The following is a 22,197-nucleotide window of genomic DNA, read 5'->3' on the forward strand; positions in this document are numbered from 1 at the left end:
AATGGAGATTTTAACCATTGAAAATTTGTCCAAAATATACGGCACGGGTGAATCGGCGGTGAAGGCGCTGGATAATGTTTCCTTTTCGGTCCAAAAAGGTGAATTCGTCGCAATTATCGGACCTTCCGGATCGGGGAAATCGACACTCCTTCATATGCTGGGCGGTGTAGATCGGCCGACTGGCGGGAAAGTGTATGTTCAGGATACGGATATGTATACCTTGGACGAAACGCAGCTGGCCATCTTCAGACGCAGACAAATCGGGCTGATCTACCAGTTCTTCAATCTGATTCCCGTCCTGACGGTGGAAGAGAATATTACGTTGCCGCTCTTGCTGGATCAACAAAAGGTAGATCAAAAGCAATTGGCTGATCTTGTGAATACGCTGAGTTTGCAGCATCGGTTAAACCATCTGCCGAATCAGCTATCCGGTGGACAGCAGCAGCGTGTCTCGATTGGCAGGGCGATCATCGGCAATCCTGCGATCATGCTGGCCGACGAACCCACCGGAAATCTGGACAGCAGGAATAGCAGCGAGATCATCGTTTTATTGAAAATGCTGAATAAGACCTATCATCAGACACTGATCGTAATCACGCATGATGAACGGATCGCCCTGCAAGCCGACAGAATCATTTCGATTGAAGATGGGAGGATTGCCAAAAACGAGGTGATCAGGCGATGAATATTGTCAATACATTAACCATCCGGCATCTGAAGCAGAACAAGAGAAGAACACTTATGACTATTTTTGGCGTAATTATTTCGGTATCCATGATGACCGCTGTCATTACGCTTATTTTTTCCTTTGCGGATTTAATGATCAGACAAACGGTCTCAGATACAGGGGAGTGGCATGTTCAGTATCAGGATATAACCAAGAAACAGCTTGCGGCGATAAAAGGCGATGATGCAACCAAAACGGTTGCCATCACAAGAGACCTTGGGTATGCCCCGTTAGAAGGAGGACAAAATCCCAATAAGCCGTACTTGTTCGTTAAGGAATATGATGTGCAAGGGTTCACACAATTTCAGATTGAAATAAGCAAAGGACGTCTTCCGCACACGGATAAGGAGGTTGTAATCTCCGAGTCTGTTGCAACAAATGGCAAAGTGAAGTACGAAATCGGCGACCGTCTAACGCTTCGCGTCGGCGACCGATTCGAACAAGGGGGCGATCATCCCCTGGATCAGACGGCACCGCTTCGCAGGAAAGACGGCACATTGACCGAGACATTACAGCATAGCGTAATTAGGGATTATACGGTGGTAGGTTTCATTAAACGTCCGGTGTCGGAAACGGCTTGGGCCCCGGCGTATACGATCATTAGCTATGTCGATGATCAAATCATCGGGGGGGACGACCGGGTTGATGCGTCGGTGGTCTTGCAGCAGGTCAGTCCGTTCTTGTTCGCACATGCGGAGAAGCTGGCTGAGAAAAACCAAATTAACACTGTCCAATATAATAATGATTTGCTTCATTATTATGGCTTGTCCAGCAGCGGAGCCTCCTCCGGCATGATGTTCTCATTATCGGCAATCATTATTGGGATCATTATCATTGGTTCGGTTGGACTCATCTATAACGCCTTTGCGATATCCGTCTCGGAACGTTCCCGCTATTTAGGGATGCTGGCGAGCGTGGGGGCGACGAAAAGGCAGAAGCGAAATTCAGTATTTTTTGAAGGGATCGTCATTGGTTTGATCAGCGTTCCCATTGGCATCTTATGCGGTCTTGCCGGAATCGGAATCACCTTTTCGTTCCTGAACACAATGATTGAAGGGGCATTATGGACCAGTGAAAAGCTGAGGCTGATCGTCACGCCGTTATTGCTCTTGATGACTTGTCTTGTTTCGATGCTGACGATTTTCGTTTCGGTGTATCTCCCGGCGGTTAAAGCATCCAGGGTATCTCCCATGGATGCGATTCGCCAAACCACGGACGTAATGCTTACGGCCAAAGCCGTGAAGACGCCCGAGATCATTCGTAAGCTCTTCGGAATCGAAGCGGAAATCGGGCTGAAAAACTTAAAAAGGAACAAACGAAGATATCATGTTATTCTTTTTTCGCTTGTCATCAGCATCGTTTTGTTTTTGACGATATCGTTTTTTACGACTGGCCTGACACAATCTCTGGCATTGTCGCTGGAAGGCATCGATTACGATATTGAAGTGTCGTCCAGTAATGGCGAAAAACTAGATGACCGCTTGATACAATCGCTTGTATCTCTGGATGGCATCACGGAATACAACGTGAGTCATGAGTTAGTCAGGAACGCTTGGGTCGATGCAGCAAGCATCGCCGACGAGTTGCAGGAGAAGGTTAAGCAGGATAAGAGTATGCTGCAAGACGGGAAATACCCTTACGACATTAAGCTCTATGCACTGAATGATTCGAGCCTGCAAGCCTATGCCAGAGCGGTAGGCGCAGATTACGAACAGCTTACGGATCTGGATCATCCTGCCGCAATCGTGATGGATAGGATTCATTACAAGGATATAGATACGGGGAAATATATTCAGACGAAGTCCATATATGCGAATATCGGACAACCTATCGAGCTAACTAGTTTTTTTAAAGCGAGCGGGGAAGAAACGAAGACAAATCAAGTGATAATTGCTGCATTGACGGATAAGGCACCGATGGGGATGAGCCCGGTAGGCGTAGGCGGGTTAAATATGATCGTGTCGGAACGCGTCATGAAGCGGCTGGCAGACGGCGAGGAGCTGGCTAACGCTCCGATGTACCTCCATTTGAAAAGCACGGACCCGGTGAAAACGCAGCAGGAAATTGAAGCGATGAATGAGACCAATCTGAATGTCTACAATGTATATCAATCCAGAGTAAAAGAAGAACAACGGATTCTGCTGATGAACGTCTTTTCTTACGGTTATATCGTATTAATCTCTGCGATTTCCGTTGCGAACATCTTTAATACGATCTCAACAGGGCTGGCTCTTCGCAAACGGGAATTTGCCATGCTGAAATCCGTAGGCGCGACGCCAAAGGGGTTTGCAAAAATGCTGAACTATGAGAGTGTTTTTTATGGGGTCAAGTCGCTCTTGTATGGGCTTCCTGTCAGTTTCGCCGTGATGGTTCTGATCTATAAAGCATTTGCGAACAAATTCAGCTATGGGTTCACCCTGCCCTGGATAAGCATTCTGTATGTCATTGTGTGTGTATTTGTCATTGTCAGCTCTGCGGTAGTTTATTCCGGAGCTAAAATAAAAAAGGAGAATATTATTGATGCATTAAAGCAAGAGAATATATGACTCACCCTCTTTTTAAACCAGGATGAAGCTCATATGTTTGTAGCTGTGTTTATTCCTTCGTAAGTCCTTGGTATAGGGTAAGTTTCTCTGCGGCGAGAGAAATCATGTAATCAATTTCTTGCCGCTTGGATTCCAGCACCATCAGATGCTGCTCAAGGATTTCAATCCGCTTTTTTAAAGTTGGACTATAAGTAGAAGGTTTCTCCCCTTGTTGAATTTTATCCATGACACAGCCCTCACGAGTAAATTCTGTAATCTCCTCAAGCGATAAACCCAATTTTTTAAGTTTATTTAGACATTGAATGTAGGAAACCTCGCTTTCTTGGTAGACACGAGCCCCTCCATTACTGCGCATGGGTTCATGTAGCACCCCGATTTTTTCATAATAACGGATTGTATAAGGAGTTAGTCCTGTTTGTTCTGACACTTGACTGATGGTGAGCATCGGATTTCTGTTCCTCCTTTATGAAAGCTGATATTGAAAGATATTATACAGCTTTTAGCTAGCTCAAAGCCAATGTGTACATTCGCCCCAGCCTTGTACTGAATAAACTCTTGACTTCCAGTTGACTCTAACTTGTAAGTTAACGTTACTCATTCGAATACAGGAACAAACACTAAAGGGGTGTCACAATGAACAACGAGTATTTCACGATTCAGCAAGCATCGGAGGGGGTCTGGGGGGCTATTTCGGTTCCCGGCAGCGGCTCTCTGGGGAATGCAGCCATTATTGATCTTGGGGATTTAACCGTGGTAGTGGATACCACTAATCTGCCGAATTCTGCTGCTTTGTTACGTCATACTGCTGAACAATTAACGAACAAACCGGTCAAATACGTAGTGAATACACATTTCCATGGAGATCATGTCAACGGCAATCAGGAATTTATGAACAGCGAATTGATATCTACTGTGTGGACAAGAGATTTGCTTGCTGATATGGGTGAAGTGAATATTGATGCCATGCAACAAAACATTCGCAAGTTAATAACTAGCCTAAATAACATGCGTTCACAGGAAAGAGATCCTCATATGCTCACTGAAATCGACTATGATCTTTCCGTGCAGCATGCGCTGTATGATACGATCCCTTCCCTTCGCAGGGTGGTCCCCGCGATAACCTTTGACGACAAACTCGTGATTCGGGGAACAAAGCGAACCATCGAAGTGTTGTCTTACGGAGGCGGTCATTCATTAAGTGATGCCGTGGTGTATGTTCCAGAGGAGCGAACTTTGATTGCAGGTGATTTGGTGTCGGCTAAGACCATTCCGGTCATCCCTTACGGTAATCCGTACGCCTGGATACGTATCCTTAAACGGATGCAACAAGATCTCAAGATCGATACTTTTGTTCCGGGGCACGGAGATATCTCTAATTCAGATCGAATCACAGATGTCATACGCTTTTTAGAGAAAATGATCGCTTATGTTGCAGGCGCTGTAAAAAGCGGACAATCAGAGACTTACTGGCTGGAGCAAGGTGCATTAAATGGGTATGAGGATTGGCATCTGCCCCAGTATTTCAAATGGAACTTTCGCTGGCTCTTTAACAGTATGCTTGTTCAAAACAACCGATGAGACGACCGGAAACTCTACAGTTCCTGTTTTGAACGAAAAAGGGTACCAGACAATCACGATGTCAGGTTATGATAGAGATGCTCTTTTACATTCCCGGACATTAGATATTGATTGAGTCATAGAGGTGAAAATTATGAGTTTTGGAGAAAAAGATACAGTACCCTTTGAATTCCTTGAGTTGGTTGGAGATGACGAGGCTTCATTGATTTGGGTGAATACAGCGAAGACTTATTATATTCAGGGTAAAAGTGGAGTAAATAAATATTTGAAAATCCAGGAAGCAGGCCATGCTGAATCTTTAGAAAGACAAGCCCAAAGGTTATTGTGGTTATACAATAAGTTACCTGTTCCGGAGGTTATTGATTTCGGTATGATCGGGAATTATGAGTATTTATTAACACTTGAATTGCCCGGCGTTCAAGCTTCCGATAAGCAGTATTCTTCAAATACAGAAGAGATAATCTCTTTATTGGCACAAGGTCTTCGGAGAATTCATGAAGTTTCAATTGAAGATTGTCCATTTGATCATTCATTTGAACAGCTGATGAGCACTATTCAGTACAAGTTGAGTAGAGGGATTAAATTTGATTCGACGGAGCTGCACAGAAAATTTGGTGAGGATAATGTTGAAAAGTTGCTGCTTGAAGTCAACAATTATTCTCGGGAACTCAAAGAAGATTTAGTATTCACACACGGTGATTACAGCTTGCCGAACATCATCATTGCTAATAATTCTATAAGTGGATTTATTGATCTGGGGAATTGCGGGATTGCGGGATTGCGGACCGTTATTATGATTTGGCAGTAGCTGAGAAGAGCATTATCAGAAACTTCGGCGAGCAATGGGTCAAGTTATTTTTTTCATCCTATGGAGTATCAGAAATCGATTATGCAAAAATAAAATTCTACCAAGTTGTAGAGCATTTGGTTTGGGCCTGATCAACAAGGTTATTCTCTATTTATATAGTATATTATTTGAGTCAACACAAGGAGGATACCGGGATGAGCATGCCAAGCGACAGTGAGCTGACATTGCTATTTGAAGGAGATGAGCAACAGCTTGAGCAATTTTCTATTGCGTACAGCGTCATTGTAGATTGGAGGGAGGAGGACGAGGAGATCATCCGGTTGTTCGGTAAACGGCTCCCAGATGAAACGGTTGAGGTGACGTCTACGGACAAAGGACTGGATATTACCTACAATGGACAAGTGCATTCGATTGCGCTTACCTTTACCGGACAAGACCGCTACATCACGATTCGCGGCTTTCAGGAGCTGATTCGGGACAAATATGAAATCCGGCTGTTTGAGGCCTCATATTTTTCGGATACACACGAATTTTTGATTTTACCGAAACGGCAGTGGGAAGAGCTGGATGCCCGGTATCCGGTGCGGAGTGGGGAGATATTCCGTGTCATCGATGAGGAGCTGGATTTTCCGTAACTTTAGCAAACAAATAAATTTTTTAGGTTGAGTCCAAAACACTGACCGTAACTGTCAGTGTTTTTTTTGTATGCTTGTCGTGTGTTAGCCAATAATGAATTGGAGGAACAAAAGATGTTTACAAAGATTGAAGACTTTGCTGCGGAATGGACTAACGAGGCGGAATTAACTGCTGCCGTAATGGATGCACTTACGGATGATTCTCTTGGACAGGAGGTTATCGAAGGCCGGCGGATGCTTGGACAAATCGCCTGGCATCTGGTTCGGTCGCTGCACTTCATGACAGCTTTGGGGCTCGCGTTCGAAGCTCCCTCTGGCGGCGAAGAAGCTCCGGATTCTGCTGCATTTATAGCTTCGGAGTATCGGCGGATCAGCAAGAATCTGCTGAATGCGGTTCAAACGCAGTGGAATGACGAATCCTTGCGCGAGTCGGTCATGATTCAAGAGGAAGCTTGGCTGAACGGAGGTTCCCTTCGTTATACGATCATGCACCAAGCGCATCATCGCGGACAGATGACCGTGCTCATGCGTCAAGCCGGACTTCGAGTGCCTGATGTTTACGGTCCGACTTACGATACTTGGGTCGAGAAAGGGATAACACCTTTAATCTAAGTTCCTTTACAATGAAACAAACGGTCTAGGGAGTGAAGAAACGTTTGTCAAAAGCGGATAATATGCTGTCCATACTATGGTTGCTTCGTTCGGGGAAGCGGGTGACGGCGCAGCAGCTTGCGGACGATTTGGAGATTCATGTCCGCACCGTATACCGGTGCATTGATTCACTGTGCGCGAGCGGCGCCCCGATTATTGCCGATGCCGGTCCGAATGGCGGTTACCGGCTTCTCGGTGAATTCGTCGATTCTCCGCTGCTCTTCGATGCCGAAGAGCAGAAGGCGCTCGTACATGCATCCGTCTTCGCACGGGAAGCGGGCTATCCGTTCACGGATGCGCTCTCCCGGGCGGTCGATAAGCTGAAGCGATACACGAATGAAGAGCAGCTTGAGCGGATTAACAGACATAGCAGCGGGCTTGCCGTTATCCAGACACCAACGGACGCGAGAGAGCTTGAATTGCTGAAACGGTTAGAGGAGGCCGCAGCCCGAGGGGAGTCGCTGAACATGGACTATGCCAAAGGACCGGAGCTTACGCCAAGCCAGCGGGTCCTCGACCCCTACGGCATCGTGCATTGGAAAGGGATATGGTACGTAACAGGGTTTTGCCGGTTGCGGCAAGAGATCCGAAGCTTCCGGGTGGATCGCATCGTCCGTTTGGCGGCGGCGGATACCCGCTTCGAACGTCCGGCTGCCTTTTCGGCGAGGGATTTCCTCTTGCATTCTTTACTTCCGGATTCGCTCGAAGCCGAGACGCTGGTCATCGTAAGGCTTCAGGGACACGAACACGCGCTTAACGAACTGTGCAAGCATTGGCTGTTTGGTCATGCGCTGATCGAACGCAGGCAGCCCGGCGAAGCTCTTTTTAAGCTGGGAGAACTGTCGCTGCAAACCTATGTACCATACTTTCTTCTTCCGTATGGGAAGTCTCTCAAGATACTTGAGCCGCAAATGCTAATCAACCGAATGGCTGAGGTCAGCCTCGAAATGTATAAACACTACGAAGCGATGCAAATAAAATCAGAGGATCAGAAGGGATGAAGAGTGGATATGAACAAATTTGCGATGTACGGAAAATTGACAGCCAGCCCCGGGAAACGGGATGAACTTATTCTAATATTGCTGGAAGCTTCGCGTAGCTTGAAGGATATGGCGGGCTGTGAGCTCTATATTATCAATGAATCCGCAGATGACCCCGATACGATCTGGGTCACTGAGCTGTGGAGCGATGCAGAGGCTCATGCCGGCTCTCTCAAGAACGAAGAAGTGCTGGCCGTCATTCAACGCGCACGTCCTTTAATCGCAGGCGCGGAACAGGTTCGGCTCCGTCCCGTTGGCGGGAAGGGGTTAGACATAGAAAAAGTTGGGCCGTAAAATCAACCATCCGACGGGACATACTTACTCGCGTCCGGCTCGAACACTGCTCCACTCTCGTCCAGCTCCACGTGGGTGGTTCCGCGTTCATCGGTCAGCACGTTCATTCGCGACCCGACGACAGGAACGCGGTCGGCGCTGGTGCGCATGTGTGCTGAGACAACACGTGGAGCACCGTCAACGATATAATTTACCTCAACCGTGAATATTGGGAAATGAAAGAGCCAACTGTTAGTAAAATTCACGGCGGTCAGCGTTCCGGTGTACGACGAACCCTCCGTGCGGAGTCGCTCGATGTCCGCCTGACGCCGCCGGGCGTGGGAGATAGAGCCGGGCAACCGCAGGAGTGTGATGGCGGTCCAGAGGGCGAAGGCAGCTCCGACGACGGCGCCGAGCTCTTTGGGGATCGTCGGCGACGTTGCTATTGCCTCGAGATTGAAGGGGCTCGACGGATTGCTGGCTAGCGTCCAGAGCAGGAGGGCTCCCGCGATTACGGTGAGTCCTCCTGTGACTCCTAGCGTCCCGAACAGACCAGCTATCCTGGTCTGTCCAAACTGCTGAATCGCACTTGAATACAAACTGCTGGTCGCATTGATCGAGATGAAGAGCAGCACCACGGCGACGATCACAGTGACCGGATGACCGAGGAAAATGCTGATCGCCGGTGTCGGTGCCAGGCCGAGCAGAGCGCCGAACGGCACGGAGCCTGTTAGTGCCCATAGTACAGCGGATGCGAGCAACCACGGCAGCAATGGAGCCCCCCCGTCCTATACGATGTCCAGGCTGAAGCGTAGTCATCCGTCCGTTCTTGTCCGTGGTGGAGAACAATGGCAGCATCACACTGTGCTCTTGCTGCCCGTGTTTTTGCTGACCCTCCGAAGCATCCCTCATCGACATCGCCCTCCCGAAGAAGATGTTATTTTTGTACTCAGTCATGCCTAACTTCACCCTCAATACTTCATACCGATATTTTAACACTATAAGGTTATCCGCTGTAAATACCTTCAAATTGACAGCGATTATATTTAGTGAACTTGGTCTACCGGTTCAGATTGATCAGGTAGGAGAATTTTTACCTGATTCTTGCTATGATTGTGGGAAGAGAAAAGCTTTGCATACAGCGTCATTGTAGATTGGAGCTGGATTTTCCTTAACTTTTAATACCCAAACGGCAAGAAAAACTCGAATAACTGAAATCTAAATATAGAAGGTGGATAAATCAAAATGAGAGATTTTATATTTATCATAGGTCCAAGTGGTGTAGGGAAAACAACATTAGCAAAACAGCTTTTTCAACATTACAGGAGTGTGTATATAGAACAAAATATGATTCCTGAATTTCTTACTCTTGATGGGAATTATGAGATTACTGGAGAATTGGAAGAAGAAACTCTATGGTCAAATACAGTCGTTCTTCTGAAGAATTTCAATAAGCTGGGGTATGGGAATATTATCGGATTAGATTTTGATGACCTCAGGACAAGAGATATTCCAGAAGTATTTAAAGGATTCAACTACATAACTTTAAAGCTTATTTGTAGTGATTACCAGCAGAACCTAAAGCAAATGATTAATCGTGAGAGTGGAGGTTTAGTAGATACTGAATTACTTGAAAAAATGTATTTAACGATTCCGTCAAGACGGTTACTGATTAATGAATATGAGATTGATGTTAAAGAAAAAACACCAAAACAAGTCATGCAAGAGGCGATTGAACTTATAGATAGTGCTACGATTTCACTAGAGTATGAATATATTAAGCCTGAAAAGGAAGAATTTTATTCATGGGTATTCAGTAATGGGTTAAGGTAGCTTTAAAAGGGTTATGGCCCTGGTTCACGAATGGAGTGATTCAAACATGATGAATTTATATGGAGCGGAGCATCATTTGATGGTGGTGTCCGATTCAATTGATGCGGAAGAGCACCGGCATTCTTTTTTACAGGTGACGATCTCATTAACGGGCGAATTTGACATTGAGGTGGCGGGGCAAGGCTTGCGTTGTCCAGGTATCATTATCAATTCGAACGCCGTTCATCGCTTAAAAGAGGCAGGACACCCGCTGATGCTCCTTCTGATCGACAGCACCTCTGAGCTGGCGGCAAGCTTCAAGCGGATTCTGGAGGGGCAGCAATTTTATGTATTTCCGCAAGGAATGATGAACAGCATTCGCGAATTTGTGCAAGAGAAATATGCTGGCGTTAAGGACCCGGACAGCTATCGTTCTTTTCTGGGGCAACTCCTGATGCTAATGGGCGTAGAGCAGGTGAACACCGCTATTGCTGATCCGAGAATCAGAGAGTTTATTCAGCTCATCAAAGATTGCACCGACTCCGAACACTCTGTCAGCCAATACGCCCGGCAGTTAGGCTTGTCCAACAGCAGATTGTCGCATCTCTTCAAAGAGAATACAGGTATGTCGCTTAGTGGGTACATGGTGCTGCACAAGCTGCAGAAGGCCGTCTATTTGATTTTTGCGGGGCTCAGCATTACGGATGCGGCGATGGCTGCAGGCTTTGACAGTCCGTCCCACTTAGCTGCTACCAGCAGGCAGTTGCTGGGCATGACGGCGAAGGATATCCGTAAAGATAGCGTCTTTTTAAAAGTTTCCAGCCTGCATTAAACTTACAATGGGTGCAGGAGGTGTGTTCCATGAGTGCATACTTGAAGGAATCGGAATTGCTGAACCATTCTCACCTGTTGATCCAGCAAATTGTTCACAGCCGCCGGTGGGATTCGATGTCCAGGAAGGAACAGATTCTCGGCATCTATAACTACGTTCGTGACGAAATCCGATTTGGCTACAACCGGGCGGACGATATTCCGGCCTCGGACGTATTGCAGGATGGCTACGGCCAGTGTAATACAAAGGGTGTGCTGTTTATGGCGTTGCTAAGGGCAGTGGGCGTACCATGCCGTATGCATGGATTTGCTATTGATAAGAAGCTGCAAAAGGGGGCCATGAAAGGGTGGTATTACTGGTTGTCCCCCCGGGAGATCATTCATAGCTGGGTTGAAGTGCTATATGAAGAGAAGTGGTTGAATATTGAGGGATTTATACTGGACGTTCCTTATTTAACCAAGCTTCAGCAAAAATTTGAGCAGTGTACGGGTTCCTTTTGCGGGTATGGCGTTGCGACTGATAATTTTCAAAAGCCGGATATCTATTGGAACGAGAATGACACCTACGTGCAAAAAGAAGGCATCGTTCAGGATTTCGGCATTTACGACAGCCCCGATGCCTTCTTCAAGGCTCATCCGCAAGGGCTCAGCCCGATCAAGAAAATCGTCTACACCAGGGTGGTCCGGCATCTGATGAACCGGAACGTTGGCCGCATCAGGCAGGGGGAAGGATCATTTGATAGAATGGAGTGATATATAGGTTCAAGAAGGCAGAGGGGTGTCTTATGCTCAAGGAACGTATCGAGCTTCTGTGCAAGAAGAAGCAAATATCGAGGAAAGACCTCGTGGAGGGACTTGTTACACAGGCTCATTTTGCCAATATATTGGCAGGCAGGTATCCGTTGGCTGACGATTTGGCGGAGCATATTGCGGGCCGTCTAGGCGTCCCCGTCAGTTATTTAACCGCCGCAGCTACTTCGGATGAGCAGACGCTGAAGCGGGCGGAGCACATTTTCCAGACGATGTCCGAGGGGGCCGTGTCCGAAAGCTACGTGGATGCTCTGGACGACCGGGATGATGCACTCGTCGTAGAGTTAACGACTGCCCTTATGAAAGCTGTTTACTATCAGCAGATCAACGATCAGACCGCTTACGACTACTTGCATCAATCCTACCTGAATCATTATTTGGAGAAGTACGGAAAGCCTGACGAAGTCGAGCTGCCATTACCCTTAAAAAAAGCGCTCCTGCTGTACAAAATCCAGTATTTCCGTTCCAAAAACCTGTTTTACAACGTGCTGGATGATGTGAACCGCTTAATCGGGCTGGTAGAACCGGGGACGGAAGTATGGCTCATGGCGCAGAACATCAGAATGGAATCATGCATTCTGCTGAAGCAGTTCGAGCAGGCAAAACAGGTATTCGAGCAAACCATGCAGCAAATCGTGGATGATCGGCTATTTCACCGTTTATCCGGCCTGTATGTGGCATACAGCGGCTATTGTTTTGCAATGGGCCTTGTGCAGGAAGCATTGCGTTCTCTGTCGATGGCCGAAGCCAACCTCGTCTATTTGCAGCAGCCAGGCGATGTAATCACGACCATTATGAACAACCGGATTGTTATGCTCACGATGACTGGGGAGCTGGATAGAGCGCTGGATGAAATCGTCCGTTTCGAGGCAATAATCGCCAATGAGCCGGAGGAGACCCGGAAGAAGCTTGAGCCAGTTACGATCATTTACCGGTGTGAAGCCGCTTTTGCCCAGAAAAATTGGGGATTGCTTAGTCACGGAATTGAGAGGCTGCGAATTTCCCAAACCAATACGGATCAGGAGATGGCGCTAACCTTCTATGAAAGCCAGCTGGCGTTGTCCCAAGGAGACACGGAGAGATTCCAAAGCCTTGCGCTGGAATGCTTGCCTTATTTCGAATCCAATCATCACGAGATGCGTCTTGAGCAGCTGTACGAAGCATTGGCAGTCGTGTGTGAGGAGGGCCGCCGCTATAAGGAATCGTCCATGTACTACCGGAAGCTGGTCTATCTATTAAGGAATAATGGCGGGGGAGGGCCCTCCCGTCAGGTTTAAATACAAAATTTTAGAGCCGGTGGAGCATTGAATAACGTCTAAGGCCCTTAGTTTTGCAAGAAAGCCCCATTTGGGAAAAAAAGAAGCTTGAATCGGAAGGAAAACCCGCGTTACCGCTCACTTGTTTGTAAGTCGCCGATACTATTGTCCGGGTTAATGGCAATCGTATACAGTTAAGATACAACGACAAATCAAACGAAGAGAGGCGTGAAGCATATGTGGGGATTATTCGGCAAAAAGAAGGAACCGCAGGATCGTCTGGAGAAGGCAACACAGGCCATGAACAAAGGGATGTCGGGGCTGGTTATGAAAACTATGGTCTCCAAAGAACACAGGAATCTCATTAACCAAGGCCTGGATACCGCGAAGCGGGCGCAATTGGCAGCAAGCGGCACCGTGCCGCTTAGCGCAACCGTTGTCGTCTTATCCGTGACGGATACAGGAAAGCTCATTAACTTCGATCCGATCCTCGTCCTCGTGTTGAACGTGACAGAGAACGATGGGAGCACGTATCAGAAGACATTAGAAACGCTCGTATCGAAAATTCAAATTCCGCGCGCCGGAGACCGGGTCGGCTTGGGCCACAACCCGGCGAATCCGTCCGAGCTTATGTATATGGGGCTGCTGCCATAGAAGCTTTGAGGAGCTAGGGTCGATGTCATTGGTGGAAAACAGGGAGAGTCAGGCCTTTGACGGTTCTGATTCTCCCTGTTTTATATGAATAGGTTATTTCCAGGCTATCCAGCCGCACGGATTCATAAGTGCGCCACAGCCCGCACCTCTACCCACTGTTCCGGAAATGCCAGGTAAGTCACCCCGATCATGCTTCCTGCCGGCCGATGCTCTCCGACATACTTTTTGAACAGTTCGATCGCGGTTTCCCCGTGCTCCTGCGCATTCGTCAGATACAGCTCCACGTAAGCCAGATTATCCTTGGTCGCTCCGAACTCTTGTAACACGGTATCCAGATTCTTCAGTGTCTGCGTCATTTGTGCCTGAATATCGCCTGCTCCGACGAAGTTGCCCTCCGCATCATGGGAGAACTGTCCCGAGATATACAGCGTGTTGTCGACAAGGTACCCCTGCGAGATTCCGTGATCCCAGAGGGTATGGTTGTACGTTCGAATGGTGGTCATTGCTTTAGCCCCTTTACTTCAAAGTAAAGCTATTATAGACTGAGCAGAAATAAAGGGATAGTACGCACAAACAAGTGGGCTACTATCCGAAAGGATAGCGTGAACATGGGTATTTCTGATCTGAAGGGCAAGGAAACGGTAATCCAAGACACGCCGTTTGGTTATACGATGTCGGTGATCGGCGGGAAGTGGAAGATGGCGATTCTGTATCTGCTATCCGCCAAGCCGTCGATCCGATTCAACGAAATGCAGAGACAGCTCGGAGCGGTGACGTACAAGGTTCTCAGCGCGCAGCTTAAGGAATTAGAGGCTGACGGGCTGGTGAAGCGCGTGGAGTATCCGCAGATTCCGCCCAAAGTGGAGTATTCGCTGACACCGAAAGGGCAGACTCTGCTGCCTGTATTGGAGCAGCTATGTGAGTGGGGAGCACAGAACCGGTGAAGTCCACGGTGGTTTACGATTTACCTCATATCCTCCACAAAATAACAAATGTTCTTATTCGGATAATACAGAACAACTAATCGGTCAGATTCGTAATTGAAGTCTTGCCACGAGTAAACTCCATTGAAATCTGGCGTTTTATCTTCAGGAACATCTAAAGGCTGTAATGTGTTTTCCACATATTTTTGAATATCTCTATCATTATCATGAAGATTATCCCCGGAATATTGTTCAATCCTCTTTCTTCCGCCGTATGGCTGTACTATTGAAGACAGTTGTTTTTCTTTCGTTCTAAAAATAGTATAACGCACTCCATCGCCACGAAATCCCCCTTGATTAGTATATTGATCAAGTTCTTTGAATGTGGAAGGCAATTGTAGTTGCCAATTATGCTCATATTGACTTTTGTGCGTGATAGAGCTTTTTGCTTCGTTCCATAGATATGCCGGAATCGCAACAGCCATTATAACAACAATAACCACGAATGTATTGATTACTTTCATTTCCATCCTCCAGAGGCCTATTCTAATTAAACATCTTGTACTGTTTTCAATTATTTTCTATTATTTATAATATATTAACACGTACAAAATAATAAAACACTTTGCTAAGGAGGTGGCAGAGTCGCAGCAGAGCGTATGCTACGTGTAGCTAAAAATGTGCTGAAGGAGTTAGTATAAGTGAAGTACTTTTACGGAGTATTATCTATTTTGGGGCTCGTCTTGCCCTATTCGCAATTCATCCCTTGGATCACGCACAATGGTCTCGATGTGCCTCTCCTATGGGAAGCCATAACCAGTACGCGTATCGGAGCTTTTGCATGGATGGATGTTTTAGTTACCGTGATTGTCCTTCTGGGATTCATTTGGTTAGAAGGCACCAGAAAGAGAATGAAGTATCTATGGCTGCCGATTGCAGGTACGCTACTGGTAGGTCCTTCAATGGGTCTTCCCTTATTTCTGTTGCTTAGACAAATACATATGGAGAGTGGGGATAAAAAATGAGTTTTAATGAATCCTTTCAAGAATTTCCTCTTATCGAAACAGAACGTTTATTATTGCGCCAACTTCAATCCGAGGATGCAGAAGCTTACTTTAATTATTTCTCTAACAATGAAGTAACAATGTTTTGGGGATATGATTGTCCAAAGGATGTAAAGACAGTTGCTAACACCTTTGTTCGCTTTAGTAATGCGTTTAAGAGAAAAGAAATGATTGTTTGGGGAATAGCTGAAAAGGGGACTGACAAGATTATTGGCACGTGTATATTGAGTAACTTTGTAAGAGGGTCAATGGCCAATATCAGTTATAACCTGTCACAAGAACATTGGAAAAAGGGCTTTATGTTAGAATCATTAGGCGCCATAATTCCTTTTGGGTTTAGAAATTTAGGATTGCATCGTATTCAAGCAATGGTAATGCCTGAGAATCATGCATCAATAAATCTATTGGAAAAATGTAATTTTAAAAAGGAAGGTTTGTTAAGAGCATACTCTTTTGGCACCTTGTTTACCGATACTTTCATATTCTCACTCCTGGCTGAGGAGCTCAATTAATTCGTAGTTCTCGGAGTTTAGTATTATATGACTCTGATTGCACTACGATTAATACGGCTACCAAAGAAAAGGCGGGATACCGGAATACGGTTCCACCTCCAGAGAATATTCATTACCAAATCTTCATCTGTCTGATGCGCGGGTTATCCTACACCATCGCCTTCTAGTAGGGAGTAGAAATTATCGCGGTCTTCATCATCAAATTTGCCAAGCGATTGTACCCTGGTGAATTTATGTCCGCCATTCATGTCGATCTCCTCACCATAACTGTTATAGAGCGCAATCATATGGCCGTCCCGATTCCGCTCTATATACCCGTAACAAGCTGCCTCGGGCTCTTCCCCGAAAAAGAGTGAAAAACTGATTTTGTCCACGCTATTCATACAGATCTCCCTTTCTTATTCCTAATGAATCTGAAGACTATTTTACGTGACACTGGCCCCATTGGAAAAAGCGATATCACGCTGCATCCCCGGATTTTCATTCCTGTTCAGAAATCATGAGGGGTCCCCTTCTGCTATCGCGAAAAGCTATGACCAATCATGCTTTTTTCATATAACCTGGATTTCTTGCCTTCATGCTATACTCAGTACACTAAAAAGTTGTAAGGAGATGTAGCGATGATACCCTTCCGTAATGATCATGTAGGCAGCTTCCTGCGTCCTGCGAACTTAAGCCAGGCGCGTGAACAATATAAAGCAGGCGACATCACATATGAAGCTTTAAGAGCGGTGGAAGATCAAGAGATTATCCGGATTATTGAACAGCAGAAGGAGAATGGTGTGTTCGCCGTGACGGATGGGGAATTCCGCAGAAGCTGGTGGCATTTTGATTTCCTGGGCGGTCTGGACGGCGTTGAACTGTATGAGGAAATCGACGGACCTAAGTTCCATAATATGCAGACCCGCAAGGGTGGCATCCGTGTGGTGGGTAAGGTTGATTTCTCGAATCATCCCTTTGTGGAGCATTTTGAATTCGTCAAGAAGCATGCAGGTGACGCCGTAGCGAAACAAACCATTCCAAGTCCCAACATGCTGATCTACCGGCTGGAGCCGGGGGCCAATAGTTATAGCGACCGGGAGCAATTCCTTCAGGATACGATTGCAGCGTATCAAAAAGCCATTCAAGCCTTCTATGATGCTGGATGCCGGTACCTGCAACTGGATGATACCGCCTGGGCAGACCTGTTCTCAGAAGCGGGTCACGATAAGCTGCGGGCAAAGGGTCTGGAACCGGCGGAAGAGCTGTTAACGATGCAGCGCATGATTAACGAAACCTTGGCCCATAAACCGGCAGACCTAGTGGTAACAATGCACATTTGCCGGGGGAACTATAAATCCAACTACTTCTCAACCGGCGGTTATGATTACGCTTCTGAGGTCATTTTTGGCGGCTTGGACGTAGATGGCTTATTCCTGGAATTTGACGATGAGCGTTCAGGCAGCTTCGAGCCCTTGAAATATGTGAACCGGCCGGATTTGAAAATCGTACTGGGTCTGCTCACCTCCAAAACTGGCGAACTGGAAGATAAAGAGCACATTAAAGCCCGGATTGCCGAAGCAGCAACCTATGTGCCCCTTGACCAGCTGTGCTTGAGCCCGCAATGCGGATTCTCCTCTACAGAAGAAGGCAATATCCTAACGGAAGAACAGCAATGGCGTAAGCTTCGTTATGTGAAGGAGATTGCAGACGAAGTCTGGAAGGCTGAACAAGATGCCGTTATCGTGGAAGCCTTCATTAACGGTCACCATGTGCCGTCCCTCTCGCAGTCAGTCAAAGAGAATCCGGCTAACCCGGCTGAAATCGTAGGCTATTTCCCTGTCACTACGAAGGAGCAAGCGGTGGAGGCGATTGAAGCGGCGGCGGAAGCTTTTACAACATGGAAGAAGACCTCTATTGAGGATCGTATTACCCGGATGCGTAAGGCAATAGAGAAGATTAGAGCCGCTGAGAACGAAATTGTCCACCTGCTGTCCAGAGAGCATGGCAAGCCCCTGTATGATGCCCATGGTGAGATTTATGTCTCGTTAATGTGGATGGAGTTCGCTTGCAATGAAGCTGCATCTGTTCTGCAGGAAGAGATCCAGGAGCATGACCATGGTACAACTATCCTGTCCTATGATCCAATGGGGGTGGTGGCAGCGATCAGTCCATGGAATTATCCGATTGCGTTATCTACGATAAAAATCGCCCCAGCCTTACTTGCAGGTAATACGATTGTGCTGAAACCGAGTCCATTTGCACCGCTGGCGGCCGCGAAGGTGGCAGAGCTGATCGCGGGTGAGTTCCCGGCAGGTGTCATCAATGTCGTTCATGGGGCTGCCGATGTGGGCGTTGAACTAACCAGTAATCCTCTTATCGCCAAAATCGCCTTCACAGGCGGAACTGCAACCGCCAAGCACATCATCAAAGCGGCGGCGGATACGATTAAGGACATGACGCTGGAGCTGGGCGGCAATGATGCGGCGATCTTCCTGGATAGCTTCGATGTTCAGGATGAGCGGGCGATGCGCCGGATTGTCATCTCCAACTTCCTGACTACAGGCCAGATTTGTATGATCGCCAAGCGTGTATATGTCCACCGCTCTATCTATGATGCTTTTGTTGAGAAATACATCGAGGCGGCCAACCGCTGGATTCGCATTGGTGATCCCTTCGATGCCCATACGACAGTAGGTCCGGTGAATAACCTGAAGCAGAAGAATTACGTGCAGGGTCTGATTGAGGATGCGCAGAAGCGCGGGGCCAAGGTCATTCCGCTCGGTCAGATTCTGGATCAGCAACAGTTTGAACAAGGGTACTACCTACAACCAACGCTTGTTCTGAATTGCGATTATCAAGATCCGATTGTCGTGGAGGAGCAGTTCGGTCCTACCGTTCCGATTCTGCCATTCGACGATGTAGAGCAGGTGATTCGTCTGCATAATGAGAGCATCTATGGATTGACGAGCTCGGTGTGGGGACGGGAAGCGGACGCCATCTCCGTTGCACGTCAGCTCGAAGCGGGAACAACCATGATCAATACCGCTGCGGTGCAGGGGCTCGATGTCCGGTTCCCGTTCGGCGGCTTCAAGCAGTCCGGCATCGGCCGTGAATATGGCGCTGAAGGCATACGCACATATACAGAGCAGCATGTAATCAATGTTCCGAAGGTGCTGGATCTTCCTTATATTCCAGAGTGAAAAAGAAAAGAATATCAACACCTTCAAGAGAATGAACTCTGTCGTAAGATAGAGAGATCCTTGGAGGTGTTTTTTGCGTTGGCAACTAGAGTGAGTTACCCGGTAGAAATAAAGATGGAAGGCATTGAAATGAGAGGGTATCGAAAACGGGCAGTTTTGTGGGGAAACATGATATCATTAAGGATCGGGACTGCTCAAAATACGGGTTTAAGGAGATAAAATCATGAAGAAAAAGATTGCTTGTTTACACGCCCACTATTCAAATATCCAGTATATTCAAAATGCTCTTACCTCTGATGAGTTGGAATTGGTTCATTTTGTGGATCCTGGTTTGATGAGTAGAATTACATCAGATAATAATTTCGATGAAGGACAAGCCAAAAATAAAGTCATCGAACAAATAGAATGGATATCACAAGCAAATGTTGAGGTTATTCTTATCACATGTACTAATTACATAGCTCTTCTTGAAGAAAACCGGCTTAATACATCTATTCCTATAATAAAAATCGATGAGCCTTTCTTTAGTTCTGTCTGCAATATTACAGAACCACAAGTTCTATTATTCACTAATCCAGCAACTGTCGAGGGGACAATGAGAAGGCTTAATGAATTTGCTTCTATACAGGATAAGCCAATTCATATTGAGGCACGTGTCATAGAGAATACATTTGAGCTAATCATGCAAGGTAAAAATGAGCAATACGTTGAAGAATTATCAAAGTATCTAAAGGGGATACATGCCTCAGAAAAAAACAAGAAAATTTCTGTTGCTCAATTATCTATGGTGGAATCAGCCGTTAAAGTTGAGCAAGAGTTAAATGTGAAAATCGGGAATCCGTTGGATTCATTGATAATACATTTCGAGAGTTTGTTGCTCAACTAACGGGGGCATTATGATCCAAAACTTGCAGGAGCTTTATTTAAAATATAGAATTTATATGTTTCACATGATGAATTTTCCTTCTATTTCTCGCTGAAACGGTACCGTCCTTTAAAAGGACGGTATCGTTTCCACTTGTACAGTTTAGTTTCGTACGCAGCCTTAATGTTATCCACATTTCGTTATCCACGCGATTTTGATTTCGGCTTCTCCAATCGGCTACGTTCACGCATTGCGTTGATTTGCCTTGCATGTCTTTCATCCCGGCGGCCTTGTCTCGTCCGGAGCTGGCTGAGCATAACGAGCAGGCCCAAGGTGCCGAATACATAAGAGACGATGGGCTTCACTTCATTCCACAGGTTGACCCCGGCCAGAAGTAATACCGCGCCAATGATGGTGGCGATTAACCGCTGTGTATTTTTGTTCTGCGTCTCGATTAATTTTTGCTCGAGGGAGCTGGCCAGCTTAACCCTTAAGCCGCCGGTATCCATTTTATCGATGGCCGACATGAACTTCTTGGTCGTTGGAAGGATGTCTTTGAGCATATTTTTGCCATCCTCTACAACCTTGGAGATGACACTTCCCCGCAGATCCCTCCGCACCACCTGTTCCACATAAGGCTTAACCGTCCCGACCAGATCAAGCTCAGGGTCCAGTCCGGTACAGAGCCCGTACACGGTGCCTATGGCTTTGCCCAGGAATGTGGTATTGGCAGGTAATTGAAAAGGCTGGGAGTAGAGGAAATTGCGCAATTCCTCCACATTGTCGCCTGAGGTCACAAAACTCAGATCGAACGTATCCCCGTTGATTTGTTCGAATAATAAGGTAAGATTCCTGGAGAAGACCTCCAGATCTACATTCCGTCTTAAAAATCTCAACTTGTTCAGGGCATCGATGGCGCCGTGGGCGTCTTTCAGATATACGGCCAGCAGAAGGGCAACCATCTGGGTCTTCATATCCTTCGGAATCCGCCCGACCATTCCAAAATCGATCAAGGCGATGGTGCCGTCAGGCTGCACGAGCACATTGCCCGGGTGGGGGTCAGCGTGAAACAAGCCATTCAATAAAATCTGTTCCACGAACATTTCAATCAGCGACGTCGCAAGTCTTGTCCGGTCTACCCCCCAAGCCTCCAGCTTGGCGAAATCATTAATTTTGACACCTTCCATAAACTCCATGGTCAGCACCTGCGGGGTAGTACAGGACCAATGAATGTGCGGAATCACGACATCCTTCCGGTGGGCTAGCTGCTGCTTGAACTCTTCGGCATTGCGCCCTTCTTGCTGATAGTCGAGTTCTTCCATAATCGTGTCATGAAACTCATCATATACGGCATCAAGATCCATGAAGTCTGTAATCATCTTCTGGCGCTTCAATAACGAAATTGCGACCTGAATGGATTTCCAATCAATCGCGATAATGTCTTCAACCCCGGGACGCATCACCTTCACGGCGACTTGCTCACCTGTCCGTAAGGTTGCCCGGTGGACCTGTCCGAAGGAAGCCGCTGCAATAGGAGTCGTACTGAACTCAGCATACATCTTGCTGATGGATACCCCGAGTTCACGCTCTACCTTCTGCCGGATCTCGGAGAAATCTACGAATTCTACAGAATCCTGCAGCTTGGACAATTCTTCAATAACTTCCTTCGGCAGCATATCCACCTGCGCACTAACATGCTGCCCAAGCTTGATAATTAGCCCGCCCATGTCCATAGCGGTTGTCGTGAAGTATGCTGCCTGCTTGCGGTATAAGGCCTGTTGCTTGGCTGCAAAGCGCCGCCGTGACATCAAGTACTTCAGCTTGCCCAGCCACCAGAAATCCCAGGCGAACTTGAAAATCATCCGCATGGTTCTTCTGAACCTTGCATCCTTCATTAATTTCAGGAATTCGCTCATTCTTGCTCATCTGCCCTTCTAATCATCCATCTGCCTAATTGTATGATATTTCATACCAGACAGATATACAATTACAGGCTTGGTCGGCTAGGTGTTTGGGCAGCGGCCCGGTGG

Annotated in this window: 24 protein-coding genes and 1 pseudogene; 19 read left to right on the forward strand and 6 right to left on the reverse strand. The window is 46.9% G+C overall.

Annotation, left to right across the window (positions count from 1 at the left end):
• The first annotated feature begins 1 nt into the window (after position 1).
• Positions 2–685, forward strand: coding sequence for an ABC transporter ATP-binding protein (locus tag NSU18_RS20075; RefSeq protein ID WP_341149867.1), 684 nt, complete (start codon positions 2–4; stop codon positions 683–685).
• Positions 682–3,273: an FtsX-like permease family protein gene (locus tag NSU18_RS20080; protein ID WP_341149868.1), complete on the forward strand. Its 2,592-nt coding sequence runs from the start codon at positions 682–684 to the stop codon at positions 3,271–3,273. The genes NSU18_RS20075 and NSU18_RS20080 overlap by 4 nt, the downstream gene beginning before the upstream one ends.
• A 49-nt stretch (positions 3,274–3,322) precedes the next feature.
• On the opposite strand, the gene NSU18_RS20085 is transcribed toward NSU18_RS20080, so the two are convergent.
• Positions 3,323–3,718 (reverse strand): MerR family transcriptional regulator, encoded by a 396-nt coding sequence (locus NSU18_RS20085; protein ID WP_341015638.1) that lies wholly within the window; start codon positions 3,716–3,718, stop codon positions 3,323–3,325.
• A gap of 188 nt (positions 3,719–3,906) precedes the next feature.
• On the opposite strand from NSU18_RS20085, the gene NSU18_RS20090 reads away from it, so the two are divergent.
• The 6 genes from NSU18_RS20090 (at position 3,907) to NSU18_RS20115 (ending at position 8,279) form a co-directional block, all read left to right on the forward strand.
• Positions 3,907–4,851: an MBL fold metallo-hydrolase gene (locus NSU18_RS20090; RefSeq protein ID WP_341149869.1), complete on the forward strand. Its 945-nt coding sequence runs from the start codon at positions 3,907–3,909 to the stop codon at positions 4,849–4,851.
• Positions 4,852–4,984: 133 nt separating this feature from the next.
• Positions 4,985–5,659, forward strand: a complete 675-nt coding sequence (locus tag NSU18_RS20095; protein ID WP_341149870.1) for a phosphotransferase — start codon at positions 4,985–4,987, stop codon at positions 5,657–5,659.
• 194 nt (positions 5,660–5,853) lie between these two features.
• Entirely contained in the window at positions 5,854–6,294 is a 441-nt protein-coding gene (locus NSU18_RS20100; RefSeq protein WP_341015643.1) for a hypothetical protein, read from the forward strand.
• 114 nt (positions 6,295–6,408) lie between these two features.
• Positions 6,409–6,906 carry a DinB family protein gene (locus NSU18_RS20105; protein WP_341149871.1) on the forward strand — a complete coding sequence of 166 codons (498 nt, stop codon included), beginning with the start codon at positions 6,409–6,411 and terminating at the stop codon, positions 6,904–6,906.
• A gap of 44 nt (positions 6,907–6,950) precedes the next feature.
• The gene (locus tag NSU18_RS20110; protein ID WP_341149872.1) at positions 6,951–7,946 is read left to right on the forward strand and encodes a helix-turn-helix transcriptional regulator; all 996 of its coding nucleotides are present in this window, start codon (positions 6,951–6,953) and stop codon (positions 7,944–7,946) included.
• A gap of 9 nt (positions 7,947–7,955) precedes the next feature.
• Entirely contained in the window at positions 7,956–8,279 is a 324-nt protein-coding gene (locus NSU18_RS20115) for a putative quinol monooxygenase (protein WP_341151073.1), read from the forward strand.
• Positions 8,280–8,281: 2 nt separating this feature from the next.
• Here NSU18_RS20115 and NSU18_RS20120 read toward each other — a convergent pair whose 3' ends face one another.
• Complete coding sequence (locus NSU18_RS20120; RefSeq protein WP_341149873.1) at positions 8,282–9,031, reverse strand: hypothetical protein; 750 nt, start codon at positions 9,029–9,031, stop codon at positions 8,282–8,284.
• Between the two features lie 472 nt (positions 9,032–9,503).
• Between NSU18_RS20120 and NSU18_RS20125 the strand changes: the two genes are divergently transcribed.
• The 5 genes from NSU18_RS20125 (at position 9,504) to NSU18_RS20145 (ending at position 13,621) form a co-directional block, all read left to right on the forward strand.
• Positions 9,504–10,091: a hypothetical protein gene (locus NSU18_RS20125; protein ID WP_341015651.1), complete on the forward strand. Its 588-nt coding sequence runs from the start codon at positions 9,504–9,506 to the stop codon at positions 10,089–10,091.
• A gap of 46 nt (positions 10,092–10,137) precedes the next feature.
• Complete coding sequence (locus tag NSU18_RS20130) at positions 10,138–10,902, forward strand: AraC family transcriptional regulator (protein ID WP_341149874.1); 765 nt, start codon at positions 10,138–10,140, stop codon at positions 10,900–10,902.
• 29 nt (positions 10,903–10,931) lie between these two features.
• Positions 10,932–11,654: a transglutaminase-like domain-containing protein gene (locus tag NSU18_RS20135; RefSeq protein ID WP_341149875.1), complete on the forward strand. Its 723-nt coding sequence runs from the start codon at positions 10,932–10,934 to the stop codon at positions 11,652–11,654.
• 32 nt (positions 11,655–11,686) lie between these two features.
• Entirely contained in the window at positions 11,687–12,988 is a 1,302-nt protein-coding gene (locus tag NSU18_RS20140) for a helix-turn-helix domain-containing protein (protein WP_341149876.1), read from the forward strand.
• A gap of 216 nt (positions 12,989–13,204) precedes the next feature.
• Entirely contained in the window at positions 13,205–13,621 is a 417-nt protein-coding gene (locus NSU18_RS20145; protein WP_341151074.1) for a hypothetical protein, read from the forward strand.
• A gap of 122 nt (positions 13,622–13,743) precedes the next feature.
• Here NSU18_RS20145 and NSU18_RS20150 read toward each other — a convergent pair whose 3' ends face one another.
• Positions 13,744–14,124: a RidA family protein gene (locus NSU18_RS20150; RefSeq protein ID WP_341149877.1), complete on the reverse strand. Its 381-nt coding sequence runs from the start codon at positions 14,122–14,124 to the stop codon at positions 13,744–13,746.
• Positions 14,125–14,229: 105 nt separating this feature from the next.
• Here NSU18_RS20150 and NSU18_RS20155 point away from each other — a divergent pair, with 105 nt between their 5' ends.
• Positions 14,230–14,565, forward strand: a complete 336-nt coding sequence (locus NSU18_RS20155) for a winged helix-turn-helix transcriptional regulator (RefSeq protein ID WP_076085712.1) — start codon at positions 14,230–14,232, stop codon at positions 14,563–14,565.
• Between the two features lie 20 nt (positions 14,566–14,585).
• On the opposite strand, the gene NSU18_RS20160 is transcribed toward NSU18_RS20155, so the two are convergent.
• Positions 14,586–15,068 (reverse strand): hypothetical protein, encoded by a 483-nt coding sequence (locus NSU18_RS20160; protein ID WP_341149878.1) that lies wholly within the window; start codon positions 15,066–15,068, stop codon positions 14,586–14,588.
• Between the two features lie 177 nt (positions 15,069–15,245).
• Between NSU18_RS20160 and NSU18_RS20165 the strand changes: the two genes are divergently transcribed.
• Together NSU18_RS20165 and NSU18_RS20170 are read left to right on the forward strand one after the other, a co-directional pair.
• Positions 15,246–15,569 (forward strand): DUF2834 domain-containing protein, encoded by a 324-nt coding sequence (locus NSU18_RS20165; RefSeq protein WP_341149879.1) that lies wholly within the window; start codon positions 15,246–15,248, stop codon positions 15,567–15,569.
• On the forward strand, positions 15,566–16,120 hold the full coding sequence (locus tag NSU18_RS20170; RefSeq protein WP_341149880.1) for a GNAT family N-acetyltransferase: 555 nt from the start codon (positions 15,566–15,568) through the stop codon (positions 16,118–16,120). The genes NSU18_RS20165 and NSU18_RS20170 overlap by 4 nt, the downstream gene beginning before the upstream one ends.
• A gap of 143 nt (positions 16,121–16,263) precedes the next feature.
• On the opposite strand, the gene NSU18_RS20175 is transcribed toward NSU18_RS20170, so the two are convergent.
• Positions 16,264–16,503: a hypothetical protein gene (locus NSU18_RS20175; RefSeq protein ID WP_341149881.1), complete on the reverse strand. Its 240-nt coding sequence runs from the start codon at positions 16,501–16,503 to the stop codon at positions 16,264–16,266.
• A 237-nt stretch (positions 16,504–16,740) separates the two neighbouring features.
• Here NSU18_RS20175 and NSU18_RS20180 point away from each other — a divergent pair.
• The 3 genes and pseudogenes from NSU18_RS20180 to NSU18_RS20190 form a co-directional block, all read left to right on the forward strand.
• A pseudogene (locus tag NSU18_RS20180) lies at positions 16,741–17,820 on the forward strand (5-methyltetrahydropteroyltriglutamate--homocysteine S-methyltransferase); the annotation flags it as partial.
• The gene (locus NSU18_RS20185) at positions 17,794–19,302 is read left to right on the forward strand and encodes an aldehyde dehydrogenase family protein (protein WP_341151075.1); all 1,509 of its coding nucleotides are present in this window, start codon (positions 17,794–17,796) and stop codon (positions 19,300–19,302) included. The pseudogene NSU18_RS20180 and the gene NSU18_RS20185, both read left to right, overlap by 27 nt.
• Positions 19,303–19,525: 223 nt before the next feature.
• Positions 19,526–20,188 carry a hypothetical protein gene (locus NSU18_RS20190; protein ID WP_341149882.1) on the forward strand — a complete coding sequence of 221 codons (663 nt, stop codon included), beginning with the start codon at positions 19,526–19,528 and terminating at the stop codon, positions 20,186–20,188.
• Between the two features lie 179 nt (positions 20,189–20,367).
• Here NSU18_RS20190 and NSU18_RS20195 read toward each other — a convergent pair whose 3' ends face one another.
• Positions 20,368–22,083: an ABC1 kinase family protein gene (locus NSU18_RS20195; RefSeq protein ID WP_341149883.1), complete on the reverse strand. Its 1,716-nt coding sequence runs from the start codon at positions 22,081–22,083 to the stop codon at positions 20,368–20,370.
• Positions 22,084–22,197: the final 114 nt, after the last annotated feature.

The sequence above is a fragment of the Paenibacillus sp. FSL H8-0048 genome (genome assembly GCF_038002825.1).
GTDB lineage: Bacteria > Bacillota > Bacilli > Paenibacillales > Paenibacillaceae > Paenibacillus_AQ.

Bases quoted from the DNA above. Each gene is read 5' to 3' on its own strand.
- NSU18_RS20075 (WP_341149867.1), top strand. From the start codon at position 2: ATGGAGATTTTAACCATTGAAAATTTGTCCAAAATATACGGCACGGGT.
- NSU18_RS20080 (WP_341149868.1), top strand. From the start codon at position 682: ATGAATATTGTCAATACATTAACCATCCGGCATCTGAAGCAGAACAAG.
- NSU18_RS20085 (WP_341015638.1), bottom strand. From the start codon at position 3,718: ATGCTCACCATCAGTCAAGTGTCAGAACAAACAGGACTAACTCCTTAT.
- NSU18_RS20090 (WP_341149869.1), top strand. From the start codon at position 3,907: ATGAACAACGAGTATTTCACGATTCAGCAAGCATCGGAGGGGGTCTGG.
- NSU18_RS20095 (WP_341149870.1), top strand. From the start codon at position 4,985: ATGAGTTTTGGAGAAAAAGATACAGTACCCTTTGAATTCCTTGAGTTG.
- NSU18_RS20100 (WP_341015643.1), top strand. From the start codon at position 5,854: ATGAGCATGCCAAGCGACAGTGAGCTGACATTGCTATTTGAAGGAGAT.
- NSU18_RS20105 (WP_341149871.1), top strand. From the start codon at position 6,409: ATGTTTACAAAGATTGAAGACTTTGCTGCGGAATGGACTAACGAGGCG.
- NSU18_RS20115 (WP_341151073.1), top strand. From the start codon at position 7,956: ATGAACAAATTTGCGATGTACGGAAAATTGACAGCCAGCCCCGGGAAA.
- NSU18_RS20125 (WP_341015651.1), top strand. From the start codon at position 9,504: ATGAGAGATTTTATATTTATCATAGGTCCAAGTGGTGTAGGGAAAACA.
- NSU18_RS20130 (WP_341149874.1), top strand. From the start codon at position 10,138: ATGATGAATTTATATGGAGCGGAGCATCATTTGATGGTGGTGTCCGAT.
- NSU18_RS20135 (WP_341149875.1), top strand. From the start codon at position 10,932: ATGAGTGCATACTTGAAGGAATCGGAATTGCTGAACCATTCTCACCTG.
- NSU18_RS20140 (WP_341149876.1), top strand. From the start codon at position 11,687: ATGCTCAAGGAACGTATCGAGCTTCTGTGCAAGAAGAAGCAAATATCG.
- NSU18_RS20145 (WP_341151074.1), top strand. From the start codon at position 13,205: ATGTGGGGATTATTCGGCAAAAAGAAGGAACCGCAGGATCGTCTGGAG.
- NSU18_RS20150 (WP_341149877.1), bottom strand. From the start codon at position 14,124: ATGACCACCATTCGAACGTACAACCATACCCTCTGGGATCACGGAATC.
- NSU18_RS20155 (WP_076085712.1), top strand. From the start codon at position 14,230: ATGGGTATTTCTGATCTGAAGGGCAAGGAAACGGTAATCCAAGACACG.
- NSU18_RS20160 (WP_341149878.1), bottom strand. From the start codon at position 15,068: ATGAAAGTAATCAATACATTCGTGGTTATTGTTGTTATAATGGCTGTT.
- NSU18_RS20170 (WP_341149880.1), top strand. From the start codon at position 15,566: ATGAGTTTTAATGAATCCTTTCAAGAATTTCCTCTTATCGAAACAGAA.
- NSU18_RS20175 (WP_341149881.1), bottom strand. From the start codon at position 16,503: ATGAATAGCGTGGACAAAATCAGTTTTTCACTCTTTTTCGGGGAAGAG.
- NSU18_RS20190 (WP_341149882.1), top strand. From the start codon at position 19,526: ATGAAGAAAAAGATTGCTTGTTTACACGCCCACTATTCAAATATCCAG.
- NSU18_RS20195 (WP_341149883.1), bottom strand. From the start codon at position 22,083: ATGAGCGAATTCCTGAAATTAATGAAGGATGCAAGGTTCAGAAGAACC.